The 21,042-nt window shown below is 40.8% G+C and carries 9 protein-coding genes; 8 read left to right on the forward strand and 1 reads right to left on the reverse strand.

The window, feature by feature from the left end; genetic code table 11:
* Window positions 1–114 precede the first annotated feature (114 nt).
* The 6 genes from ACKTT9_RS00465 to ACKTT9_RS00490 all read left to right on the forward strand — a co-directional run bounded on the left by ACKTT9_RS00465 (window position 115) and on the right by ACKTT9_RS00490 (window position 19,007).
* Window positions 115–1,224 (forward strand): glycosyltransferase family 4 protein, encoded by a 1,110-nt coding sequence (locus ACKTT9_RS00465; protein ID WP_157318548.1) that lies wholly within the window; start codon window positions 115–117, stop codon window positions 1,222–1,224.
* 265 nt (window positions 1,225–1,489) lie between these two features.
* Window positions 1,490–5,374 (forward strand): S-layer homology domain-containing protein, encoded by a 3,885-nt coding sequence (locus tag ACKTT9_RS00470; protein ID WP_407870111.1) that lies wholly within the window; start codon window positions 1,490–1,492, stop codon window positions 5,372–5,374.
* A 389-nt stretch (window positions 5,375–5,763) separates the two neighbouring features.
* On the forward strand, window positions 5,764–8,850 hold the full coding sequence (locus ACKTT9_RS00475) for an S-layer homology domain-containing protein (RefSeq protein ID WP_407870112.1): 3,087 nt from the start codon (window positions 5,764–5,766) through the stop codon (window positions 8,848–8,850).
* Window positions 8,851–9,100: 250 nt separating this feature from the next.
* Window positions 9,101–12,076, forward strand: a complete 2,976-nt coding sequence (locus tag ACKTT9_RS00480) for an S-layer homology domain-containing protein (RefSeq protein ID WP_407870113.1) — start codon at window positions 9,101–9,103, stop codon at window positions 12,074–12,076.
* 267 nt (window positions 12,077–12,343) lie between these two features.
* A complete protein-coding gene (locus ACKTT9_RS00485; protein ID WP_407870114.1) occupies window positions 12,344–15,433 on the forward strand; it encodes an S-layer homology domain-containing protein in 3,090 nt (1,029 codons plus the stop codon).
* Between the two features lie 391 nt (window positions 15,434–15,824).
* Window positions 15,825–19,007, forward strand: coding sequence for an S-layer homology domain-containing protein (locus ACKTT9_RS00490; protein WP_407870115.1), 3,183 nt, complete (start codon window positions 15,825–15,827; stop codon window positions 19,005–19,007).
* Window positions 19,008–19,047: 40 nt separating this feature from the next.
* On the opposite strand, the gene ACKTT9_RS00495 is transcribed toward ACKTT9_RS00490, so the two are convergent.
* Window positions 19,048–19,743: a stalk domain-containing protein gene (locus ACKTT9_RS00495; protein ID WP_407870116.1), complete on the reverse strand. Its 696-nt coding sequence runs from the start codon at window positions 19,741–19,743 to the stop codon at window positions 19,048–19,050.
* A 104-nt stretch (window positions 19,744–19,847) separates the two neighbouring features.
* On the opposite strand from ACKTT9_RS00495, the gene ACKTT9_RS00500 reads away from it, so the two are divergent.
* Both ACKTT9_RS00500 and ACKTT9_RS00505 read left to right on the forward strand, forming a co-directional pair.
* Window positions 19,848–20,402, forward strand: coding sequence for a hypothetical protein (locus tag ACKTT9_RS00500; RefSeq protein WP_407870117.1), 555 nt, complete (start codon window positions 19,848–19,850; stop codon window positions 20,400–20,402).
* A 145-nt stretch (window positions 20,403–20,547) separates the two neighbouring features.
* The gene (locus ACKTT9_RS00505) at window positions 20,548–20,820 is read left to right on the forward strand and encodes an alpha/beta-type small acid-soluble spore protein (RefSeq protein ID WP_315955566.1); all 273 of its coding nucleotides are present in this window, start codon (window positions 20,548–20,550) and stop codon (window positions 20,818–20,820) included.
* Window positions 20,821–21,042 lie beyond the last annotated feature (222 nt).

Below are 21,042 nucleotides of genomic sequence, written 5' to 3' on the forward strand. Positions count from 1 at the left end.
GCTGAAAACGGTCATTTCAGACAAATTTAGCAGTAGTATTTGTGGACAAATGGGAGTATAATTCTCTTCGGCGGATCACCTGCCACCCAAGACAAGAGGAGCTGTGAAGAAGACATGTATGGATTATACGCGATTGGGTTCATCGCCGCCTGCATTATTGCAGTGCTGCTGACACCCCTGGTCAAAAAGTTTGCCTTCTGGGTTGGAGCTGTAGATGCCCCCAACCATCGAAAAGTTCATACGCGAATTATGCCGCGTCTCGGAGGCCTAGCTATCTTCCTTGCCTTCGTCGGAGCTTATTTCGTCGTCTCTCCAGCGCTTGATGCCGTTAACTCCAATGCAGCGTTCGGTTTGCTGCTCGGCGGGTTAGTTATCGTCATCACAGGGGCTTTGGATGACCGTTTTCAACTATCCCCCAAATGGAAGCTTCTTGGGCAGCTCATTGCTGCGTGTATCGTCGTTTCCTTTGGCCTCAAAATCGATCTCGTTAACATTCCGTTCGGAGAGACGAACCTGCCTATCGGTTGGTTGAGTATCCCGATTACGATATTATGGATTGTCGGCGTATCCAATGCCATTAACCTGATTGACGGTCTTGATGGCCTGTCTGCGGGCGTATCTGGTATTGCTACTACTACGATTCTTGTTTTAGCGCTTATGATGAACAATGTAACTGTTATTCTATTGGCTGTGATCTTACTAGGAAGTATCGTCGGATTCATGTTCTATAACTTCCATCCGGCCAAAATTTTTATGGGCGACTCGGGCGCTTTGTTCCTAGGCTTCGCGCTTGCGACACTGTCGATCCTAGGCTTTAAACAAGCAGCCGTTGTCTCGCTTCTAATCCCGATTATGATCCTAGGCGTACCGTTATCGGATACCTTCTTCGCGATTATGCGCCGTTACGTGAATAAACTGCCGATTTCGGCACCGGACAAAAGCCATCTTCATCACTGCTTGTTGCAGCTTGGCTTCAGCCATCGTACAAGCGTACTGATCATTTACGGTATTGCTTCCGTATTCGGCGGCAGCGCGGTTATCTGCTCCGTCTTCATTTCCCAGGATTCCACTTGGGGATTAATCATGATCATTGTTGCTCTATTCCTAGTGATGCTCGTCGGAGCAGAAGCAATCGGCATCATTAGTAAAAGCCGCAAGCCGGTTCTTAATTTCCTGCAAAGACTTGTAGGCAAGACTGTGCAGAGCGACCGGATGGGCAAATAATCAGCACTTATACCTGTTTCACTCAAATCCAACCTCCGGGTTGGATTTTTTTTCTATTTTGTGAACTTCCTTCTTTCTCTAAACAATTGAGAGGTTTTGACCGATAAGAAAGGTACAAGAACTTTTGGTGTTATGCCGCGTCAAATCATGGAGAATGATAGAAGGATTTGGGAGGGATTGTCGAAAGTAAGTTTGTCTAACCGACGGTTAGCAGCATTGCTATGTCGAATGAATGGAATTTAGAGGACATAAGGAGGAACTAGCTTTGAAGACCAAGCAAAGAAATAAGTGGATTAGCATTAGCCTCATGGTTGCTATGTTGTTGGCCTTGCTTCCGCCACTCGGGGCTTCGGCCGCGCCTGTAATTAATATTACGAATTACTACGTACATACTGACCCTAATGATACTACCGTTGTACAGGATCCTGAGAATTTCTATGATGCATTGATTCCAAGGATTACGGCGAACCCAATTACGCTAAGTGCAGACATTGGGGGTATTTCGGATGATCAGATTACGAATGTTTTCTATGAAATCAAAAATATGACCACAGGTATTACGACACCAAACAAAACAAATCGTGCCATCAAAAACCCAAATAACAGCAACCAAATTACCTTTGAGAATATTCAATTAACGGAAGGTTTAAATAAAATTGTTGTTAAATACGGAAGCACTTCAACCGTTGATTCTAAGCCAGCTTGGGTTTACTTCACACCGGTGTCTAACATCACAAATTTGAAAATCAATGATGTTGATTTCGCAGATGGTGGTATGTACCCAGCAACAGGTCCATATACGAATCTTACAATTACAGGTAATTCTAATAATGCTTATCAAGTAGATGCTACGGTATCGGGAACTACATATGAAGCTACTAACTTTTCTGGCGGTATTTTTACATTCTTAACAAATACGGGAAGAGCTTCGGATCTCACCTTAACGCCGGGGGATAATCTAATCACTTTCGTTGCGAAGAACCCGACAAACTATTACACAACATCAAGAAACTTTATTTATAACAATGGTTTAGGTTTTGCTTATAATGGTAAAGTCCGTTTTAAAGAGGCAGCAACAGGGAACTCAGACCAAGCGTTGGTCAATATCCCTAATCTGGTGAGTTCAACGGATAATAACATTGTTTTTACAGCAGATTTAAAGAACAGCAAAGGGAATATCACAGCAGGTAGTCCTGACTATTTGTATGCGGATATTAGCGTTGCCGGAAGTGGGACAACACTTCGATATACATTTGCAACAGGTTTGACATCGACTCCTAATGGCGGTTTCTTGAACGTTAACCCTAATGTTCCTAGTGGAACAGCTCCAAGTTTGGTTAATCCTTCGACCGTGACAGGTGGAACTGCTTATGACGTCCATCATATTGAAGCAAACCTACCACTCAGCGGCACAGCGACTTCTCAGGAAATCGACGTCAGATTCGTTACTAGTCTGGGTGGAGAATACACAACTAGATATAATTTTAATTTCATTAACCCAACCTTGCCTTACATTGATTACACTGCGCAGTATTTTGCTCCACCTATTGGAGTTGGAGCAGGTTATGAAGTTAAGCTTACTGAGCAAGGAACGAATCAAATCAATGAATTTCCTGCCAAACTTAAATTCCATGTGAATGGGAATGCCGATAAAGTGAAAGTAACGATCCCTGGATTTGCAGGCAATGGTGATGTGAACGTTACTGCAGGCGTAGCGGAGATTGATCTTCATGATATACCGGATGGTGCTACCAAGCTAACATTGGTTCCATGGAATGCGACAACGGGTTATAACCAAGCTGGCACCAAAGTGTATCAGTTGAATATTTCAAGTGCCCCTTATGTCATTGTGAACAGTCTTTATAATGGGAAAGTAGTTAGTAATCCGGCTCAAATCACTTGTGCGAGCGGAGCGGCACCTTGTATTACGGGTAAAATTGTCAATCTGCCTGCATCAAGCTATGGCGATATTGAACTAACTGTAAATGATACAAATATCAATATTCCAGCTGGAGCAATTAACACGACTGATGGAACATTCAATATCCCTGCTACTGCATTGAATCCCCTTTTTGATGCAGATGGTAAGAAAACGATTAAATTCTCACTGTACTTAAAACCTGCAGGTGTAAAAGTGCTTGTTACACAAACGATTTATGAGATCTTCGTTTTAAGCGATTTCGCACCGCTAGTTGAAGAACTAGCCCTTGATCCAGCTATCACGCCTTTTACACCTAGTTCAGTGCCTGGAGCTTTCCTGACTACGTCTGATAAGCTGCAGCTCTCTGGTACAGTGTTAAACGCAAAATTAAATTCAGCAGATGCTACTTCAACAGCTATTTTATATGTAAGAAGTGTTCCTAATGGTTCCACTCTTACTGTTGGTACTACGCCACTACTAGCACAAATCTCTCAAGTGACCAATCCACTGGACGGTAATCAAATTACGACCAAATTCAAATTATCGAGTCCTTTAAGTTTGGATGCGTATGGAGATTATGTATTGGAATTGGTGGCTAAGAATAAGACTGGCCGTACGACAAGCAAAATGATCACTATTACAAAACAGCCTGTTGACTATCTACTTCTTCAACCAACGAATTTCGTTAAAAATGCAGATAAGATTGATCAGGCCAATGTAAATACAAATTTCCAAACTGTTGTGATTCAAGCTGATGGTGCAGACTCCATTGTTTATAATAAAACAGAAGCCAAACTTACTGCGCCAGGTATTTTCCGTTTGGATGTGCCGAACTTGAAAGCAGGCAAAAATACAGTTAGCTTTGAAGTTATTCGAGGCAGTGCTAAATCAAAAGGTACCTTTATTCTTAATAATCTGAATACACCAATTGAGGGTGCGCAGTATCGTACTAATATTGCAGCTAAAATGAGCCTGTTCGATGGGGATCTTACATTAACTTTCCCGAAAGACACGAAGTTGATGAGAAATGACCGTACACAAACGGAACAATTCATCACATCTGATCGTAAATTAGTGTTTGGGATTGCCAATCAAGATGACGGGCGTGTAGATAAAGCTTCTGAGACTCAAGCCGGCATGCGCTTCCTTCAAGAGCCGACAGGACGATTCAGAGCTGCTAGTAAACTGTTCTGGGTCGATGGCGGTTCGATTGATAGTAGTGCAGCAAGTACAAATGCAACACTTAAAGACGCTTTGCAAGGCAGTGGTAACCTACCATCTCCATCGCTACCTGGACCTGGGGAGACAGCGTTTTACTCCCGTTACATTAAAAATCTAGTCATACCTACGGAACGTGGAACGCTAACGTTGAAATACGATGAAGAGATTCGTAATGACTCTTGGAAGTACCTCACTGTGTACCAATTCGGTACGTTCTTGGATCCAAGCGGAACTGGGAACCAATATGTAGGATGGAAGAATATTGGCGGCGTTGTAGATGCCAAATCCCATACGATCAAAGTGCCGGTTGATAATTTCGGTTATTTCCAGGTTATGTACATGGATAACAGCTTTAATGATGTAACGAATCATGATTGGGCCCGCGATTACCTGGATATTCTTTATTCCAAAGGGATTATGAATAACAAGACACCGGGACAGTTCTTGCCGAATGACGCGATTACTCGCGGTGAGTTTGTAACGATGTTGGTTAACATTTTTAATATCCCATTAGTAAATGAAGATACAACCTATCATACTAACGATCCGACCAACCCTAACTTCCAAGGTACATTCGCGGATGTGCGCAGAGGCCTTGGATTGCCGAATAGCAGCAGTTTGTATGACTTCATGCATATTGAAGCCGGAGCACGGGCGGGAATCGTCAGAGGTAACTCTAACGGCTTGTTCCTTCCGACCAATTCGATTAGCCGTCAAGATGCCGCTGTTATGATCGAAAGAGCAGCAAACATGAAAACCAGCGCGGATTCAGTCAAATCACTTGCTAATCTTAAAAAGCAATTCACAGATGCAGGTGACATGGATACCTATGCACTAGCTTCTATAGAAGCAGTTATTAAAGCAGGACTAATGGATGGCATTGAGAACGCGCCTGTTCAAGGACAGAAGAAGCCAACCTACAGCTTTGATCCAAAGGGCAACATGACCAGAGCGCAAGCTGCGGCGATTGCTAACCGCGTTCTTAAGCAACAGAAGAAAATTCCTTAAATCTTGAATTGAAGTGAACAAAGACTGCTCCGATATAATCGGATGCAGTCTTTTGCTTTTCTAATGGTCGAAAAATCGTTTCAGCTTATCTTAAGCTAACTTTTAGGTTAAATTCAGCTTCTCTACTTATTTAGTTCACAATTAACATGTAAATTGTAAATGTGAGTGATACATGCACAAACCGATAATTATTTATCTAGTAAATCGAGCCTACTGGAAAATACTTATCAATGAAATTTAGTATATACTCACGTATACTAAGTCGTGTAGCCGAGATGATAGCCGCGGAGCTACATAGAACGGCTGAAAAAATGATTCAAACTGTCGTCCCGTTGGTTATAAGTTTTTATAACAAAAAACTTTAAAATATTAGGAGGAAACAAACCCTTATGAAGAAAACTCTATCCGTAGTCCTTACATCTGCTATGGCTCTTTCCATGTTTTCATCTCTAGCATTCGCAGCAAAATCATCTGAAGATTTCACAGATCTGAAAGATTTGGATGCTGCTACGAAAGCGAAATTTGATGCGATGATCTCCGCTGGTATCTTTGACGGTGTATCCGAAACAACATTTGGTCTGAAAGACGAAATGAACCGTGCACAATTTGCAAAAGTTGCTGCATTGATCATGGGTCTTGACGTAAATAAAGATTTGCAAACTTCCAGCTTCACTGATGTTAGTGTTGACGATGCAGCTAACGGTTATGCACTTCCTTACATCGAAGCTTTGAAAACTGCTGGCGTAACTGATGGTTATGCAGAAGGTCAATACAACCCAGCTGGTAAAGTAACAAAAGAACAACTGGCTACTTTCTTGGTTCGTGTTCTTGGTCAAGACGATGCAGCTAAAGGCAAAACAGGTACTGATACAACAGTATCCGGTTGGGCACAAGGATATGTAGCTCTAGCACTTGAATTGAAACTTCTTTCTAACGGTGAAGATGGTACATTCGGTGGCCAAGCTAACGCAACTCGTGACCTTCTCTTGACAGGTGCTTATGAAGCGAAACAACAATACGTACCGGCTGGTAAAGTTTCCGTAACAGGAGCAAAAGCAACGGGCGCGCAACAAGTAACTGTAACTTTCAATAAACCGGTTGATACAGACAAAGCTACTGTAAGCTTGAAAAAAGGAACTAGCGATGTTGTTACAACTACAAAATTCTCTGATGACAAGAAATCCGCGGTTCTAACATTGACTGATGTGAAAGTAAGCAATGGCGAATACACAGTAACTGTTTCCGGTTTGGATGCAGCTACAGTTGATAAAACAACAGCAACTTTCACAGGTGAAGATGAAGTTCTTACAAAAATCGACTTCGTAAATGCTGGCGACACGATCGCATATGCAGATAAAACAATCGTAAAAGTTAAAGCTTCTAACCAATATGGCGAGAATGCAACAACAAACGCTGGTTCTTACAACGTATACACATCTGCTGCAACATTCACTAAAATTACGAAAGATACAGATGGTACTTTGTTGATCACTTTGGATACAGCTAACGAAAGCACAACTCAAGGTGTATCTGTAATCCCAGTAACTATTGTTAACAACGACAGCCACATCACAGCTACGAAAAACTTCAAATTGGGTACACAACCAATCTTGACAAAACTTGAGCTTGGTGATGCTCGCTACTCTGTAGGTACAGCACTAAACGGTAAAGGCGAAAACGTAGAATTTGACCTTAACCTGTTTGACCAATACGGCGGTACAATTTCTTATGACTCTTTGATCAATGCAAAAGTATACAGCAACGGCAATACAAGTACTTCTAAATTGTTCGGTGACACAACTGTGATCTGGAACGATTACATCCCAGCTGAAGATGTGAAAACAGAAGTTGAAGATAACGGCAACGATATTCCACAAGTTAAAATCTCGTTAGTGAATGATGTTGATAAAGCTGGTGACTATAACTTCACCGTGTTCAACCAAGCGGCTACAGCAAGCGGTAAAATATCCATTCAATCTTCGAAACTTGCTAACAAAGTTGAAATTGGCGAACTTAATGATGTGATCGCGGCTGGTGACACAGAAGTTTATGTACCAATCGTTGCATATGATGCAGCTGGTAACCAATTGAGCATGGATGACCTGACTAGCGACCAAAACATTGAGCGTATCAAAGTGAACGTTTCTGGTGTTGAAGGTCAATCAACAGCAAGCATCATGGATTCCGGTGAGCACAAAGGTTCGATTAAACTGAACCAAATTAGCAACAACACTAAAGGTGCAGTATCCATTACAGCGATCATCGCAACAGCGAATGCAAGCAGCACTTCCACAAAAACATTTACAGTTGCTGACGCTCGTGTACCTGATCACTTTAAAGTAGTAACAGACCCTGCGAAATCCGTTGTTAAAGGCGGAACATCTGATATTGAGCTAGCGGTTATTGACCAATACGGACAAGTACTTGACGATGCACATTTCACAGATAGCCAAGGCAACAATGCTCCTGAGTTCGTTGACGGCTCGAACAACAAGTATCAAGTAAAAGTCGATGTGACTGCTACAGGTACTGAAGCTGGTACAATCGGCCTGAGAAAAGGTGACGACAACAATAATGCAATCACTTCTGCAATCTTCGGTAAAGGTGAAGCAAATGGTGACTTCGAAGCATTCAATGACGAGTACACATTGTTCACAACAGAAGGTGCTACTGAAGGTGCAAAAGCAGACTACACAGCAACAATCACGAAAAATGGTACTGAGATTTCCAAATTAACAAGAACGATCACAGTTGCTAGCGCAACAGACGACCTGACTTACTCCGTGAACGCTGTTCCAACATTGTTCAACTTTACTGATAGCGGCGTAGTTGTTGGATCGACTTATGGTACTGGTGGTACAGCGATCTCTGCTGATGATCTGAAAGACGTAACGAAATCTCAAGTATTTGCACAAGAAGTTAAACTTACAGCTAAAAACGCTTCTGGCGATACTGTAAAACTTCCTACTGGTACAATTACAGGTATCACAACATCGAACAACGCAGCTGCAAAAGTAGCGCTTGTTGGTGGTAAAGCATATGTTCTTGGTAACAAAACAGGTACGGCTACATTGAACGTATCTTACAAAACGATTAAAGGCGAAATTAAAACAGCTACTGTTGCAGTAACAACTAAAAATGATACACTTGCGGTTGATAAAGTTGAAGCTGATAGCAAAATGACAATTGGTACAACTGGTGGCAATGCATTCATCAATCCAGATCTAATTGTGACAGATAACTACGGTGTTGAGTATGAGCAAGAAGATGCTCAAAAAGCTAACGGCGTTATGGGCGTAACATTCTCAGCTAATGGCTACTCTTCAAACGTAACTTCAGTATCTATCGATGCAAATGGTAACATTCAAGTAACAAAAACAAATGGCGATGCAGGATCCTTTGATCTAACAATCACATCTCCAAGTGGTAAATCCGATGTTGTTGCAGTAACTGTAACTGGTGCAGCTAACAACTAAGATGAACTAAAGTTTTAAAAGAAGGCCAATTGGCCTTCTTTTTTTATTTATATGCTTTGCATAAATCACCATGGGAAATACTTATCAATGCTTTTATCACTGATCGATAGTATACTAAGTTTGTAGCCAAGTTGATATACGAAATGATATACGAAATGATATACGAAAGATTAATTACGATTCACTCAAAACATTAATCCTAAGTTTTTATAACAAAAAAACTTCAAATATTAGGAGGAAACAAACCTTTATGAAAAAAACACTTTCCGTAGTTCTTACTTCCGCTATGGCTCTTTCCATGTTCTCGTCCTTGGCATTCGCAGCGAAATCCTCTGCTGACTTCACAGATTTGAAGGATCTGGATGCCGCTACTAAAGCAAAATTCGACGCGATGATCTCTGCAGGTATTTTCGATGGCGTATCTGAAACAACCTTTGGTTTAAAAGATGAAATGAACCGCGCACAATTTGCAAAAGTTGCCGCATTAATTATGGGTCTTGATGTAAATCAAGATTTGAAAACATCGAGTTTCACTGACGTTAGTGTTGACGATTCAGCCAACGGTTATGCACTTCCTTATATCGAGGCTTTGAAAACAGCTGGTGTAACTGATGGTTATGCAGAAGGTCAATACAATCCAGCAGGTAAAGTAACAAAAGAACAATTGGCTACTTTCCTGGTACGCGTTCTTGGACAAGATGAAGTTGCTAAAGGCAAAACAGGCACGGACAAAACAGTTTCCGATTGGGCACAAGGTTATGTTGCTTTAGCACTTGAATTGAAACTTCTAACTAATGGCGAAGATGGTACATTTGGCGGCCAAGCTAATGCAACTCGGGATCTTTTACTAACTGGCGCTTATGAAGCAAAACAACAATATGTACCGGCTGGTAAAGTTTCTGTTACTGGTGCGAAAGCAACTGGCGTTCAAAAAGTAGAAGTTACCTTTAACAAGCCTGTTGATGTAGAAAAAACTAAGTTGTCCTTGAAAAAAGGTAACGCTGATGTTGTAACAACTACCGCTTTCGCGGCGGATAAAAAATCTGCGGTATTGACACTAACAGACGTTAAAATCAGCAATGGTGAATACACAGTAAATATGAGCGGTCTCGATGAAGCTGCTGTTGATAAAACGACAGCTACTTTTAAAGGCGAAGACGAAGTAATGAAAAACATCGAATTCGTATCCGCGAATGACACGATCGCTTATGCAGATAAAGTAATTGTTAAAGCTAAAGCTGTAAATCAATATGGCGAAGCTGCTTCTACAAATACAGGTTCTTACGATGTGTACACATCAGCTGCAACATTTACGAAAATAACAAAAGACAATGACGGCACACTATTGATCACATTGGATACTAACACAAATGACACGACGCAAGGTGTAACTGTGATTCCAGTAACAATTGTGAATAATGACAGCCATATCACTGTAACAAAAAACTTCAAGCTTGGTACGCAACCAATCTTGACGAAACTTGAGCTAGGCCAACCGCGTTATTCCGTGGGTACTGCTCTAAATGCGAAAGGCGAAAATGTTGAGTTTGATTTGAACTTATATGACCAATATGGTTCCGTTATGTCCTATGAAACACTATCCAGTGAAGACAAGCTTAAAGATACTAGCTTAATCTGGAATGATTATCTTGCGAGCGAAGATGTTAGCTATGTAATTGAAGATAACGGCAACGACATTCCACAAGTGAAAATCTCCTTGCTCAAAGATATTGATAAATCCGGAGATTTCGGCTTCACGGTATTTAACCAAGCGGCAACTGCAACAGGTAAAGTGAGCATTCAATCCGCAAAAGTAGCGACTAAAATAGAAATTGGCGACATGAATGATGTGATTGCTTCCGGAGACACGGATGTATATGTTCCGTTAATGGCTTATGATGCAAATGGCAAACAACTGAGTGCAGACGATTTGGCAAGCGATGCGAACGCTGAGCGTATTAGAGTTTCAATCTCTGGGGCAACGGGTAGCAGCACAATTGCAACTTCGGGTGAGCACAAGGGTATGATTAAATTAGATAAAATTGATGCAGGTTCTAATGGAGCAGTATCTGTAACGGCAGTTATTGCAACTGCGAATGCAAGCAGCACAGCAACTAAAACGTACACTGTTCACGATGCGCGTATTGCGGACCATTTGAAAGAAGTAACAGTGCCAGCTAAAAATGCTGTAGCAGGAGCAACTTCTGATTTTGAGTTCAGCGTGATTGACCAATATGGTCAAGTGTTGGATGATTCCAACTATGTAAACAGCAATGGTTCTGTGGTTCCAACGGCAGATGGGAATACGAAATACAGCGTAGTTGCTACAGCAGTAACTTATGATGTAAATGGTAGTGTTATTGACAATGCTACTGCGCATGTTCTTACTCCAAATGGAGACGTATTGACGAAAAATACGTACGAAAAAGGTACTAACGACTACAAAGCTTTCAATGATGAATTCACTTTTGAAACAACGAGCGCAGCAAAAGAGGGGACTTACGTTAAGTTCACTGCTCAAATTCTCAAAGGCGATCAAGAGGTTTCCAAAGTAGAAAGAACACTTACCGTTGTTGGTAAAAACGCAGATTTAACTTATAGTGTTGGAACAGTAGCACCATTGTTCAATGCTATGGACAGTGACGTAGTGAATGACAGTGAATTGGCAATTGCAACAAGCAAATTGTCCCGCGAAGTAAAAATTACAGCGAAAAACGCAGCAGGTGAAATGGTTGAGCTTCCGGCTGTGGCTACACAAATTACAACTTCAAACCCTAGCGTTGCACAAGTTGCGATGGGTACTGGAGAGGATGCCGGTAAAGCTTTTGTAATGGGGAATAAAGAAGGCACTGCAACATTGAGTGTGACTTATCAAACGGTTGACGGTAATGTTAAACAAGCAAGTGTACCTGTAACGGTAAAAAGCGATATGGTTGCTGTAGACAAGTTGGAAGCTGGGGAATCGGAAGCAACGATTTCTACAGGTGCTAATGCTTATGCGGTAGCAGATCTGACTGTTACGGATAACTATGGTGTTGAGTACGACAAAGATGAAGCACCGGCATACAACTATTTGATGGGTCTGGCATTCTCCGCGGATCAAGTTAAAGGAAAAGTGGAGATTAGTGCTGACGGAACAATCAAAGCTGATAGTGGCACAACATTTGATTTGATCATCACATCGCCAAATGGCAAGTCGACTGTAACGTCGGTAATTGTGAAGTAATTATTTTGGAGGAGAAGAAGGCCTTTCGGGGTCTTCTTTTTTTGCATTTTTCTAGTGCGAATACAGACTAGTCTAGTTTTCTACTTGGAAAATACTTGTCAATGAATTAATTACGAGATAATAGTATACTAATTCATGTAGACGAGGTGATAGAAAAAAAGCTATACGAAATTGATAGCAAGTTACTTCAATGTCGTCCCGTTGTCCCGTTGGTTATAAGTTTTTATAACAAAAAAACTTTAAAATATTAGGAGGAAACAAACCCTTATGAAGAAAACTCTATCCGTAGTCCTTACATCCGCTATGGCTCTTTCCATGTTTTCGTCTCTTGCATTCGCAGCGAAATCATCTGCTGATTTTACAGATTTGAAAGACCTGGATGCTGCTACAAAAGCGAAATTTGATGCTATGATCTCCGCTGGTATCTTCGACGGCGTATCCGAAACAACATTTGGTCTAAAAGACGAAATGAACCGTGCACAATTTGCAAAAGTTGCTGCGTTGATCATGGGTCTTGACGTCAACAAAGATTTGAAAACTTCCAGCTTCACTGACGTTAGTATTGACGATGCAGCTAACGGTTATGCACTTCCTTACATCGAAGCTTTGAAAACAGCTGGCGTGACTGATGGTTATGCAGAAGGTCAATACAACCCAGCTGGTAAAGTGACGAAAGAACAATTGGCTACTTTCTTGGTTCGTGTTCTTGGTCAAGATGAAGCAGCTAAAGGCAAAACTGGTACAGATGCAACAGTATCCGGTTGGGCACAAGGTTATGTAGCATTAGCGCTTGAATTGAAACTTCTTTCTAATGGTGAAGATGGTACATTCGGCGGTATGGCTAACGCAACTCGCGATCTACTTTTGACAGGTGCTTATGAAGCAAAACAACAATATGTACCAGCTGGTAAAGTTTCCGTAACAGGAGCAAAAGCAACAGGTGCGCAACAAGTAACAGTTACATTCAACAAACCAGTTGACGTTGAAAAAGCGAAACTGACGTTGAAAAAAGGATCAAGCGAAGTTGTTACAACAGCGAAATTTGCTGATGACAAGAAATCCGCGGTTCTAACATTGTCTGATGTAAAAGTAAGCAATGGCGAATACACAGTAACTGTTTCCGGTTTGGATGAAGCTTCAGTTGACAAAACATCCGCAACTTTCACAGGTGAAGATGAAGTTCTTACAAAAATCGATTTCGTAAATGCTGGCGACACGATTGCTTATGCAGATAAAACGATCGTAAAAGTTAAAGCTTCTAACCAATATGGTGAAAATGCAACAACAAACGCTGGTTCTTACAACGTGTACACATCTGCTGCAACATTCACTAAAATCACAAAAGATACAGATGGTACTTTGTTGATCACTTTGGATACAGCTAACGAAAACACAACACAAGGTGTATCTGTAGTTCCAGTAACTGTTGTTAACAATGACAGCCACATCACAGCTACGAAAAACTTCAAATTGGGTACACAACCAATCTTGACAAAACTTGAGCTAGGTGATGCTCGTTACTCCGTAGGTACAGCACTAAATGGTAAAGGCGAAAACGTGAAATTCGACCTTAACCTGTTTGACCAATACGGCGGTACAATTTCTTATGACTCTTTGATGAATGCGACAGTATACAGCAAAGACAATACAAGCACGACTAAATTGTTCGGTGACACAACTGTGATCTGGAACGATTACATCCCAGCTGGAGATGTGAAAACAGAGATTGAAGATAACGGTAACGATATCCCGCAAGTTAAGATCTCCTTGAACAAAGATCTTGATAAAGCTGGCGATTACGGCTTCACTGTTTTTAACCAAGCGGCTACAGCAAGCGGTAAAATTTCCGTTCAATCTTCCAAACTTGCAAACAAAGTTGAAATTGGCGAAATGAACAATGTGATCGCGGCTGGCGACAAAGAAGTTTATGTACCGATCGTAGCTTATGATGCAGCTGGTAACCAATTAAGCATGGATGACCTGACTAGCGACGAAAACATCAAACGTATCCAAGTAAACGTTTCTGGTGTTGAAGGTCAAACAACTGCAAGCATCCTTGATTCTGGTGAGCACAAAGGCTCCATTAAATTGAACCAAATCAATAACAACACAAAAGGTGCGGTATCCATTACAGCAATCATCGCAACAGCGAATGCAAGCAGCACTTCTACAAAAACATTTACAGTTTCTGACGCTCGTGTACCTGATCACTTCAAAGTAGTTACAGATCCTGCGAAATCTATCGTTAAAGGCGGAACATCTGCAGTTGAGCTAGCGGTTATTGACCAATATGGACAAGTGCTTGACGATGCGAACTTCACAGATAGCCAAGGCAACAATGCTCCAACTTATGTTGATGGATCAAACAACAAGTATCAAGTAAAAGTTGCAGTAACTGCTACAGGTACTGATGCTGGAACGATGGGCTTAAGAAAAGGTGATGCTACGCAGCCTGCAATTGCGTCTGCCATCTTCGGTAAAGGTGAAACTGCTGGTGACTTTGAAGCATTCAATGATGAATTCACAATCTTCACAACAGAGAATGCTAAAGAAGGTGCAAAAGCTGACTACACAGCAACAATCACGAAAAACGGTACTGAAATCTCCAAATTAACTAGAACAATCACAGTTGCTAGCGAAACTGACGACCTGACTTACTCCGTCAACGCTGTTCCAACATTGTTCAACTTTACTGATAGCGGCGTAGTTGTTAAATCGACTTATGGTACTGATGGTAAAGAGATCTCTGCTGATGACTTGAAAGATGTAACGAAATCTCAAGTATTTGCACGTGAAGTTAAACTTACAGCTAAAAACGCTTCTGGCGATACTGTAAAACTTCCAACTGGTACAATCACAGGCATTACAACATCGAACAATGCGGTTGCAAAAGTAGCGCTTGTTGGTGGTAAAGCGTATGTTCTTGGTAACAAAACAGGCACAGCTACATTGAACGTTTCTTACAAAACGATTAAAGGTGAAATTAAAACAGCTACTGTTGCTGTAACATCTAAAAATGATGCACTTGCAGTCGATAAAGTTGAAGCAGACAGCACAATGACAGTTGCTACAACTGGCGGCAATGCATTCCTTAACCCAGATCTAATTGTTACAGATAACTATGGTGTTGAGTATGAGCAAGAAGATGCACAAAAAGCTAACGGCGTACTGGGCGTAACATTCTCAGCTAGCAGCTACTCAGCTAACGTTACTGGCGTATCGATCGATGCTAATGGTAACATTCAAGTAACGAAAACATCTGATGCTGATGGATCTTTTGATCTTACAATTACATCTCCAAGTGGTAAATCCGATGTTGTTGCAGTAACTGTAACTGGTGCAGCTAATAACAAATAAGATTAACGGTTTAAAAAAGAAGGCCAATTGGCCTTCTTTTTTTGTTTATATAGATGTACTATGCACAAATCCATTCGTATTTATGTTGGGATGGATCTGTTGTTCTTTCAAAAAATAAAAAAAGTTTTTTTGAATAATCGCAACTTTTTCGAAACCTGTGCGTTTAATACTTTGAAAGCAAGCAAATAATAAAGAGTTAACCAGATTATAGCTAGCCATACAGATATCACAAAATAACTCTTTACGACGCTATTCGACCAATGTATAATGTAAATTGGTGTGGGTGTCTTTCTTTCTACTTTACGTTTACTAGTTTCCAATGCAGCTACTAGAGCTGCACGCGAACTTAGTTATATAATGCTCTAACTCTGGAAAGGGGGTGAACCAAACTATGAGTAAATCGAGCTCAAATAATACTAGCTTTAACCTAAAAAATAAAACCAAAGATATTCAAGGAGGAGAAAAAAAGGTTATGAAGAAAAGTTTATCCGTAGTTCTTTCTACAGCAATGGCATTATCCATGTTTTCGTCCCTAGCTTTCGCAGCTAAATCCTCTGCTGATTTCACAGATCTTAAAGATCTTGACGCAGCTACAAAAGCAAAATTTGATGCAATGATCAGCGCAGGTATTTTTGATGGAGTGAGCGACACTACATTTGGTCTTAAAGACGAAATGAACCGTGCTCAATTCGCAAAAGTTGCAGCTTTGATCACTGGTATCGAAGTAAACAAAGACCTTAAAACTTCCAGCTTCTCCGATGTTAAAGCTGACGACGCTGCTAACGGCTACGCTCTTCCTTACATCGAAGCTTTGAAAACTGCTGGTATTACTGACGGCTATGCTGAAGGTCAATACAACCCAGCTGGTAAAGTAACAAAAGAGCAATTGGCTACTTTCTTGGTTCGCGTACTGAACAAAGATGCTGATGCTAAAGGCAAAACTGGTACTGACACAACTGTTTCCGACTGGGCACAAGGCTATGTAGCACTTGCTCTTGAGTTGAAACTTCTTCCTGCTGGCGACGGCGGTAAATTCGGTGGCCAATCCAATGCAACTCGTGACCTACTTCTAACTGGTGCATACGAAGCGAAAGCTCAATACGTATCTCCTGGTAAAGTATCCGTTACAGGTGCAAAAGCTACTGGTGCTCAACAGGTAACAGTAACTTTCAACAAACCAGTTGACACTGACAAAGCTAAATTGGCTTTGAAAAAAGGTACAGCTGATGTAGCTACAACTGTTAAATTTGCTGATGACAAGAAATCCGCAGTTTTGACATTGACTGACGTTAAAGTTAGCAAAGGTGAGTACACAGTAACAGTTTCCGGTTTGGATGAAGCTACTGTTGACAAAACTACTGCAACTTTCACTGGTGAAGACGAAGTTCTTACAAAAATCGACTTCGTAAACGCTGGCGACACAATTGCTTACGCTGACAAAACTATCGTTAAAGTAAAAGCTTCCAACCAATACGGTGAGAACGCTACTACAAACGCTGGTTCTTACAACGTTTACACATCTGCTGCAACATTCACAAAAATCACAAAAGACAATGATGGTACTTTGTTGATTACGTTGAATACAGCTAACAGCAACACAACTCAAGGTGTATCTGTAATTCCAGTAACTGTTGTTAACAACGACAGCCACATTACAGCTACTAAAAACTTCAAGCTTGGTACACAACCAATCCTGACTAAACTTGAGCTTGGTGCAGCTCGTTACTCCGTAGGTGAGTCCTTGAACGGTAAAGGCGAAAACGTTAAGTTTGATCTTAACCTGTTCGACCAATACGGCGGTACAATCTCCTACGATTCTTTGATCAATGCAAAAGTTTACGGAACAAGCAATAAATTGTTTGGAGATACTACTGTAATCTGGAATGATTACATTGCAAATACTGATGTTAAAACAGAAGTAGAAGATAACGGAAATGATATCGCACAAGTTAAAATCTCATTAGTCAATGATGTAGATAAAGCTGGGGATTACAACTTCACAGTGTTCAACCAAGCTGCTACAGCAACTGGTAAGATTTCTGTTAAATCCTCCAAAATTGCTAATAAGGTTGAAATTGGCGATCTTAACGACGTAATTGCTGCAGGCGACAAAGAAGTATACATTCCGGTTATTGCTTATGATGCTGCTGGAAACCAACTTAGCCTTGATGATTTGACAAGTACTCAAAACATTGATCGTATCAAAATCAACGTTTCTGGTGTTCAAAATCAATCTACTGCTACAATTTTAGATTCTGGTGAGCACAGAGGTTCGATTAAATTGGACCAAATTAGCGATGCGTCTAAAGGAGCAGTATCTATTACTGCAATTATCGCAACAGCTAATGCAAGCAGCACTTCAACTAAAACTTACACAATTGCTGACGCTCGCGTACCTGATCACTTCAAAGTAGTAACTGATCCTGCGAAAGCAGCACTTAAAGGTGCTACAGTAGCGATTGAGCTTGCAGTTATTGACCAATATGGTAAAACACTTGATGATGCTCACTACACAGATAGCCAAGGTAACAATTCTACAAGTGGCGGTAACGACTACAAAGTGACTGTAACTGCAAACACTTATAATGTTGATACAACTACTGGAAAATTCGTACAATTTACTGATACGAATAAGCTTGGTTTGAAATTGGGTGATAAGTTCATTCCTGGTGGTACTGCAACTTATGGTTTAGGTGCTGGTGTTGCTGGCGACTATGAAACATTCAATGACGAGTTCACATTGTTCACTGGTGCAAAAACTGATACTAGTGAAGGTGCTCAAGAAGGTTCCAAAATCGAGTATACTGCAGTGATCACTAAAAACGGTACTGAGATCTCCAAAGTGACTAAAACTTTGACAGTTGCTAAAGCGACTGATGATCTTACTTACTCTGTGAACGCTGTTCCTACATTGTTCAACCTGAGCGATAGTGGTACTGTTGTAACAACAATTTATGGAGCAGGCGACCAAAAAATCACGGATGCTACTCTTAAAGATGTAACAGCAAGCCAAGTATTCGCACGCGAAGTGAAAGTTTCTGCTAAGAATGCTGCTGGTGATACTGTTAAAGTTCCAGCTGGCACTATTACTAGCATTACTTCATCTAACAATGCTGCTGCTAAAGTATTCTTAGCATCGAATGGTAAAGCATACGTTCTTGGTAACAAAGTAGGTACTTCAACATTGAACGTTTCCTACAAAACGATTAAAGGCGAAACTAAAACAGCAACTGTAGCAGTAACTACTAAAAATGATGCTTTGACAGTTGATAAAGTGGCTGCTGACAGCAAAATGACAATCGATAAAACTGGTGGAAATGCATTCTTTAATCCAGATCTGATTGTTACAGATAGCTATGGTAAAGAATATGAGCAAAATGATGCTAAATTGGCTAACGGTACACTGGGTATTACATTCTCAGCAAGCCACTACTCCAAAGGCATTACAAGTGTAACAATTACTTCTTACGGCGATATCGTTGTAGATGGATATGGTACATTTGATTTGACAATTCAATCTCCAAGCGGTAAATCCGATGTAGTTGCAGTAACAGTAGCTCCTAAAGTAAATTAAACCCATCGGTATAAAAAAGAAGGCCTAACGGCCTTCTTTTTTATTTTTGTTTATATGTAGTATGTACATATCTAATGGTATTTATAATGTTCTTTTGACTGTTTTCAATGCTGTTGAACACGCTCATTTGAAGACTAGAGCTAATCTGCGCGTCATTCTTACGAGTCATCCAGATTTTCAGTAATTCTTTCGTTTGACCAACTGATTCGAGCACTTTTGATTGGCTGGCGAGTATTTCATTAATGCCAGTATCTGCGTCATATTGCTTATAAACGGCAGTAGCAAATTCTAACGATTTATTATACTCGTCTGTTATCTCCAAGTAATCACGATCAAGTAGATCTTTAAGATTAGGTACTTGATCTAAATCCTTGTATTGCTGGAGTTTACTCGCAAACATATAAATTTGCATGTCCGTATCGCTTAGCCATTTATAAGCATTCATTATAGATGTTTCTTTAACATTATTTTGAGTCTGCTCATTCTTCAAAGATACATTTACGCTATATGTTGAATCATCCCAAGCAACATCGGCACCAAACTGCCTTAACATATAAATCGGCACCATCGTTCTTCCTTTATAATTGATAGCTGGGACATCCTCTACTTTAAGTTCGCTTCCATTCGTTTTTACGCTTACGATGGGATTACCCTCAAAGTCCCCCCGGATCGAGGAAGCGTTGACGGTGCTTGTGATAAAGAATAAAATCATAGTGACAGTTAGTAATTTTTTCATAGAATCACTCCGTTTGCTAAATTATTTAACCGTAAATAATTCGACAAAAGAAGTAAGATATCCTTTAATTTTACAGATTATTAAGACAGGAGAGTTAATAGCGAATGAATATGAAAAAGATGCTCTTGGCAACAAGCGGTGCAATTCTATTATTATCTACATCCCTTTCAGTTTCTCAAGCTGAAGCTCCAACCCCAGGCTCGTCCACCGATCCGGTGATCACAAAGAGCTATTTTGATCAGAACACATTAAGCGAAGCCAAGGTGAAAGAGATTGTAGCCTCAGCGATCGCTGCTAGTGCTGGCGGAAGCCAGCCTGGCAGTGGGAGCAACGGAGGCACGGGCACTACCCCGACGCCAGCGGCTATGAAGGTTGTCCAATTGGCAAATGGACAAACACTTTATGCCGGTGCTGGCGCCGAATTTATCGTGCGAAGCGGCAGAGTTCTCACCGTGAGCAACGATGATAATGGCATCCCGGATGTGACGGGAGGCAAAGATCTTCCAGCGGGGACTGAACCCGCGCTGAATCATCTTTTGGTTTTTCCAACAGAGGGTCGCGGTATAAAACCTTCTCCGAAAAATACAGCAGACATTTTTGTCATGGTGCGCGGCAGCTATTTGTTGTTAAATGCAGATGGAAGCACGGTTGCGAAATAGATTTTTCTCCACAATTTTACCCTTAATGACAACTTCTTATGAGGTTTGAGATCGGGAATCTAGACATAATAAAGGTGTCCCCACTTGGGTCAACTGTTTACGGAGCTTGATTTTTAATAATAAAAACTCTAAGGAGGCGTTTATTATGGCTAGAAGTAACAACAAGTTGGTTCCTCAATCAAAAAAGGCCCTGGATGCACTCAAATATGAGATTGCTGCTGAGCTAGGATTGCCTGTGGGTAAGCAAATGTCGTTAAATGCTGATACGGAATTTGCAACGGAGCTAGGCTCTATTCCCTCTTCCTCGGTGAAAGAGGATTATTGGGGACACATCTCTTCAAGAGATACTGGGGCTGTTGGGGGTACAATAACAAAAAGGTTGATCCAACGCGCTGAAGAAGCTTTGTTTTCTCTTTAAAGTTAGAAATTATTCATAATTTATTCACGAGTACATTCATTGACACTAGACGACAAATAAAGTAAGATAACTTATTGAAGGTCAATGTTTAATTTAACCTTTTCCAATCGGGAAAGGTTCATTTTTTTGTTGTCTTTATTCATGAATAGCTTGTTTTAAATTTTAGCAGTGCGGAATTCAAAGTTCTTGTCAGCGCAGAGCGCAAAAGAGGGATTCCGTTTG

It is taken from the genome of Paenibacillus sp. P36, from assembly GCF_045866505.1.
GTDB classification, from domain to species: Bacteria; Bacillota; Bacilli; order Paenibacillales; family NBRC-103111; genus Paenibacillus_E; species Paenibacillus_E chondroitinus.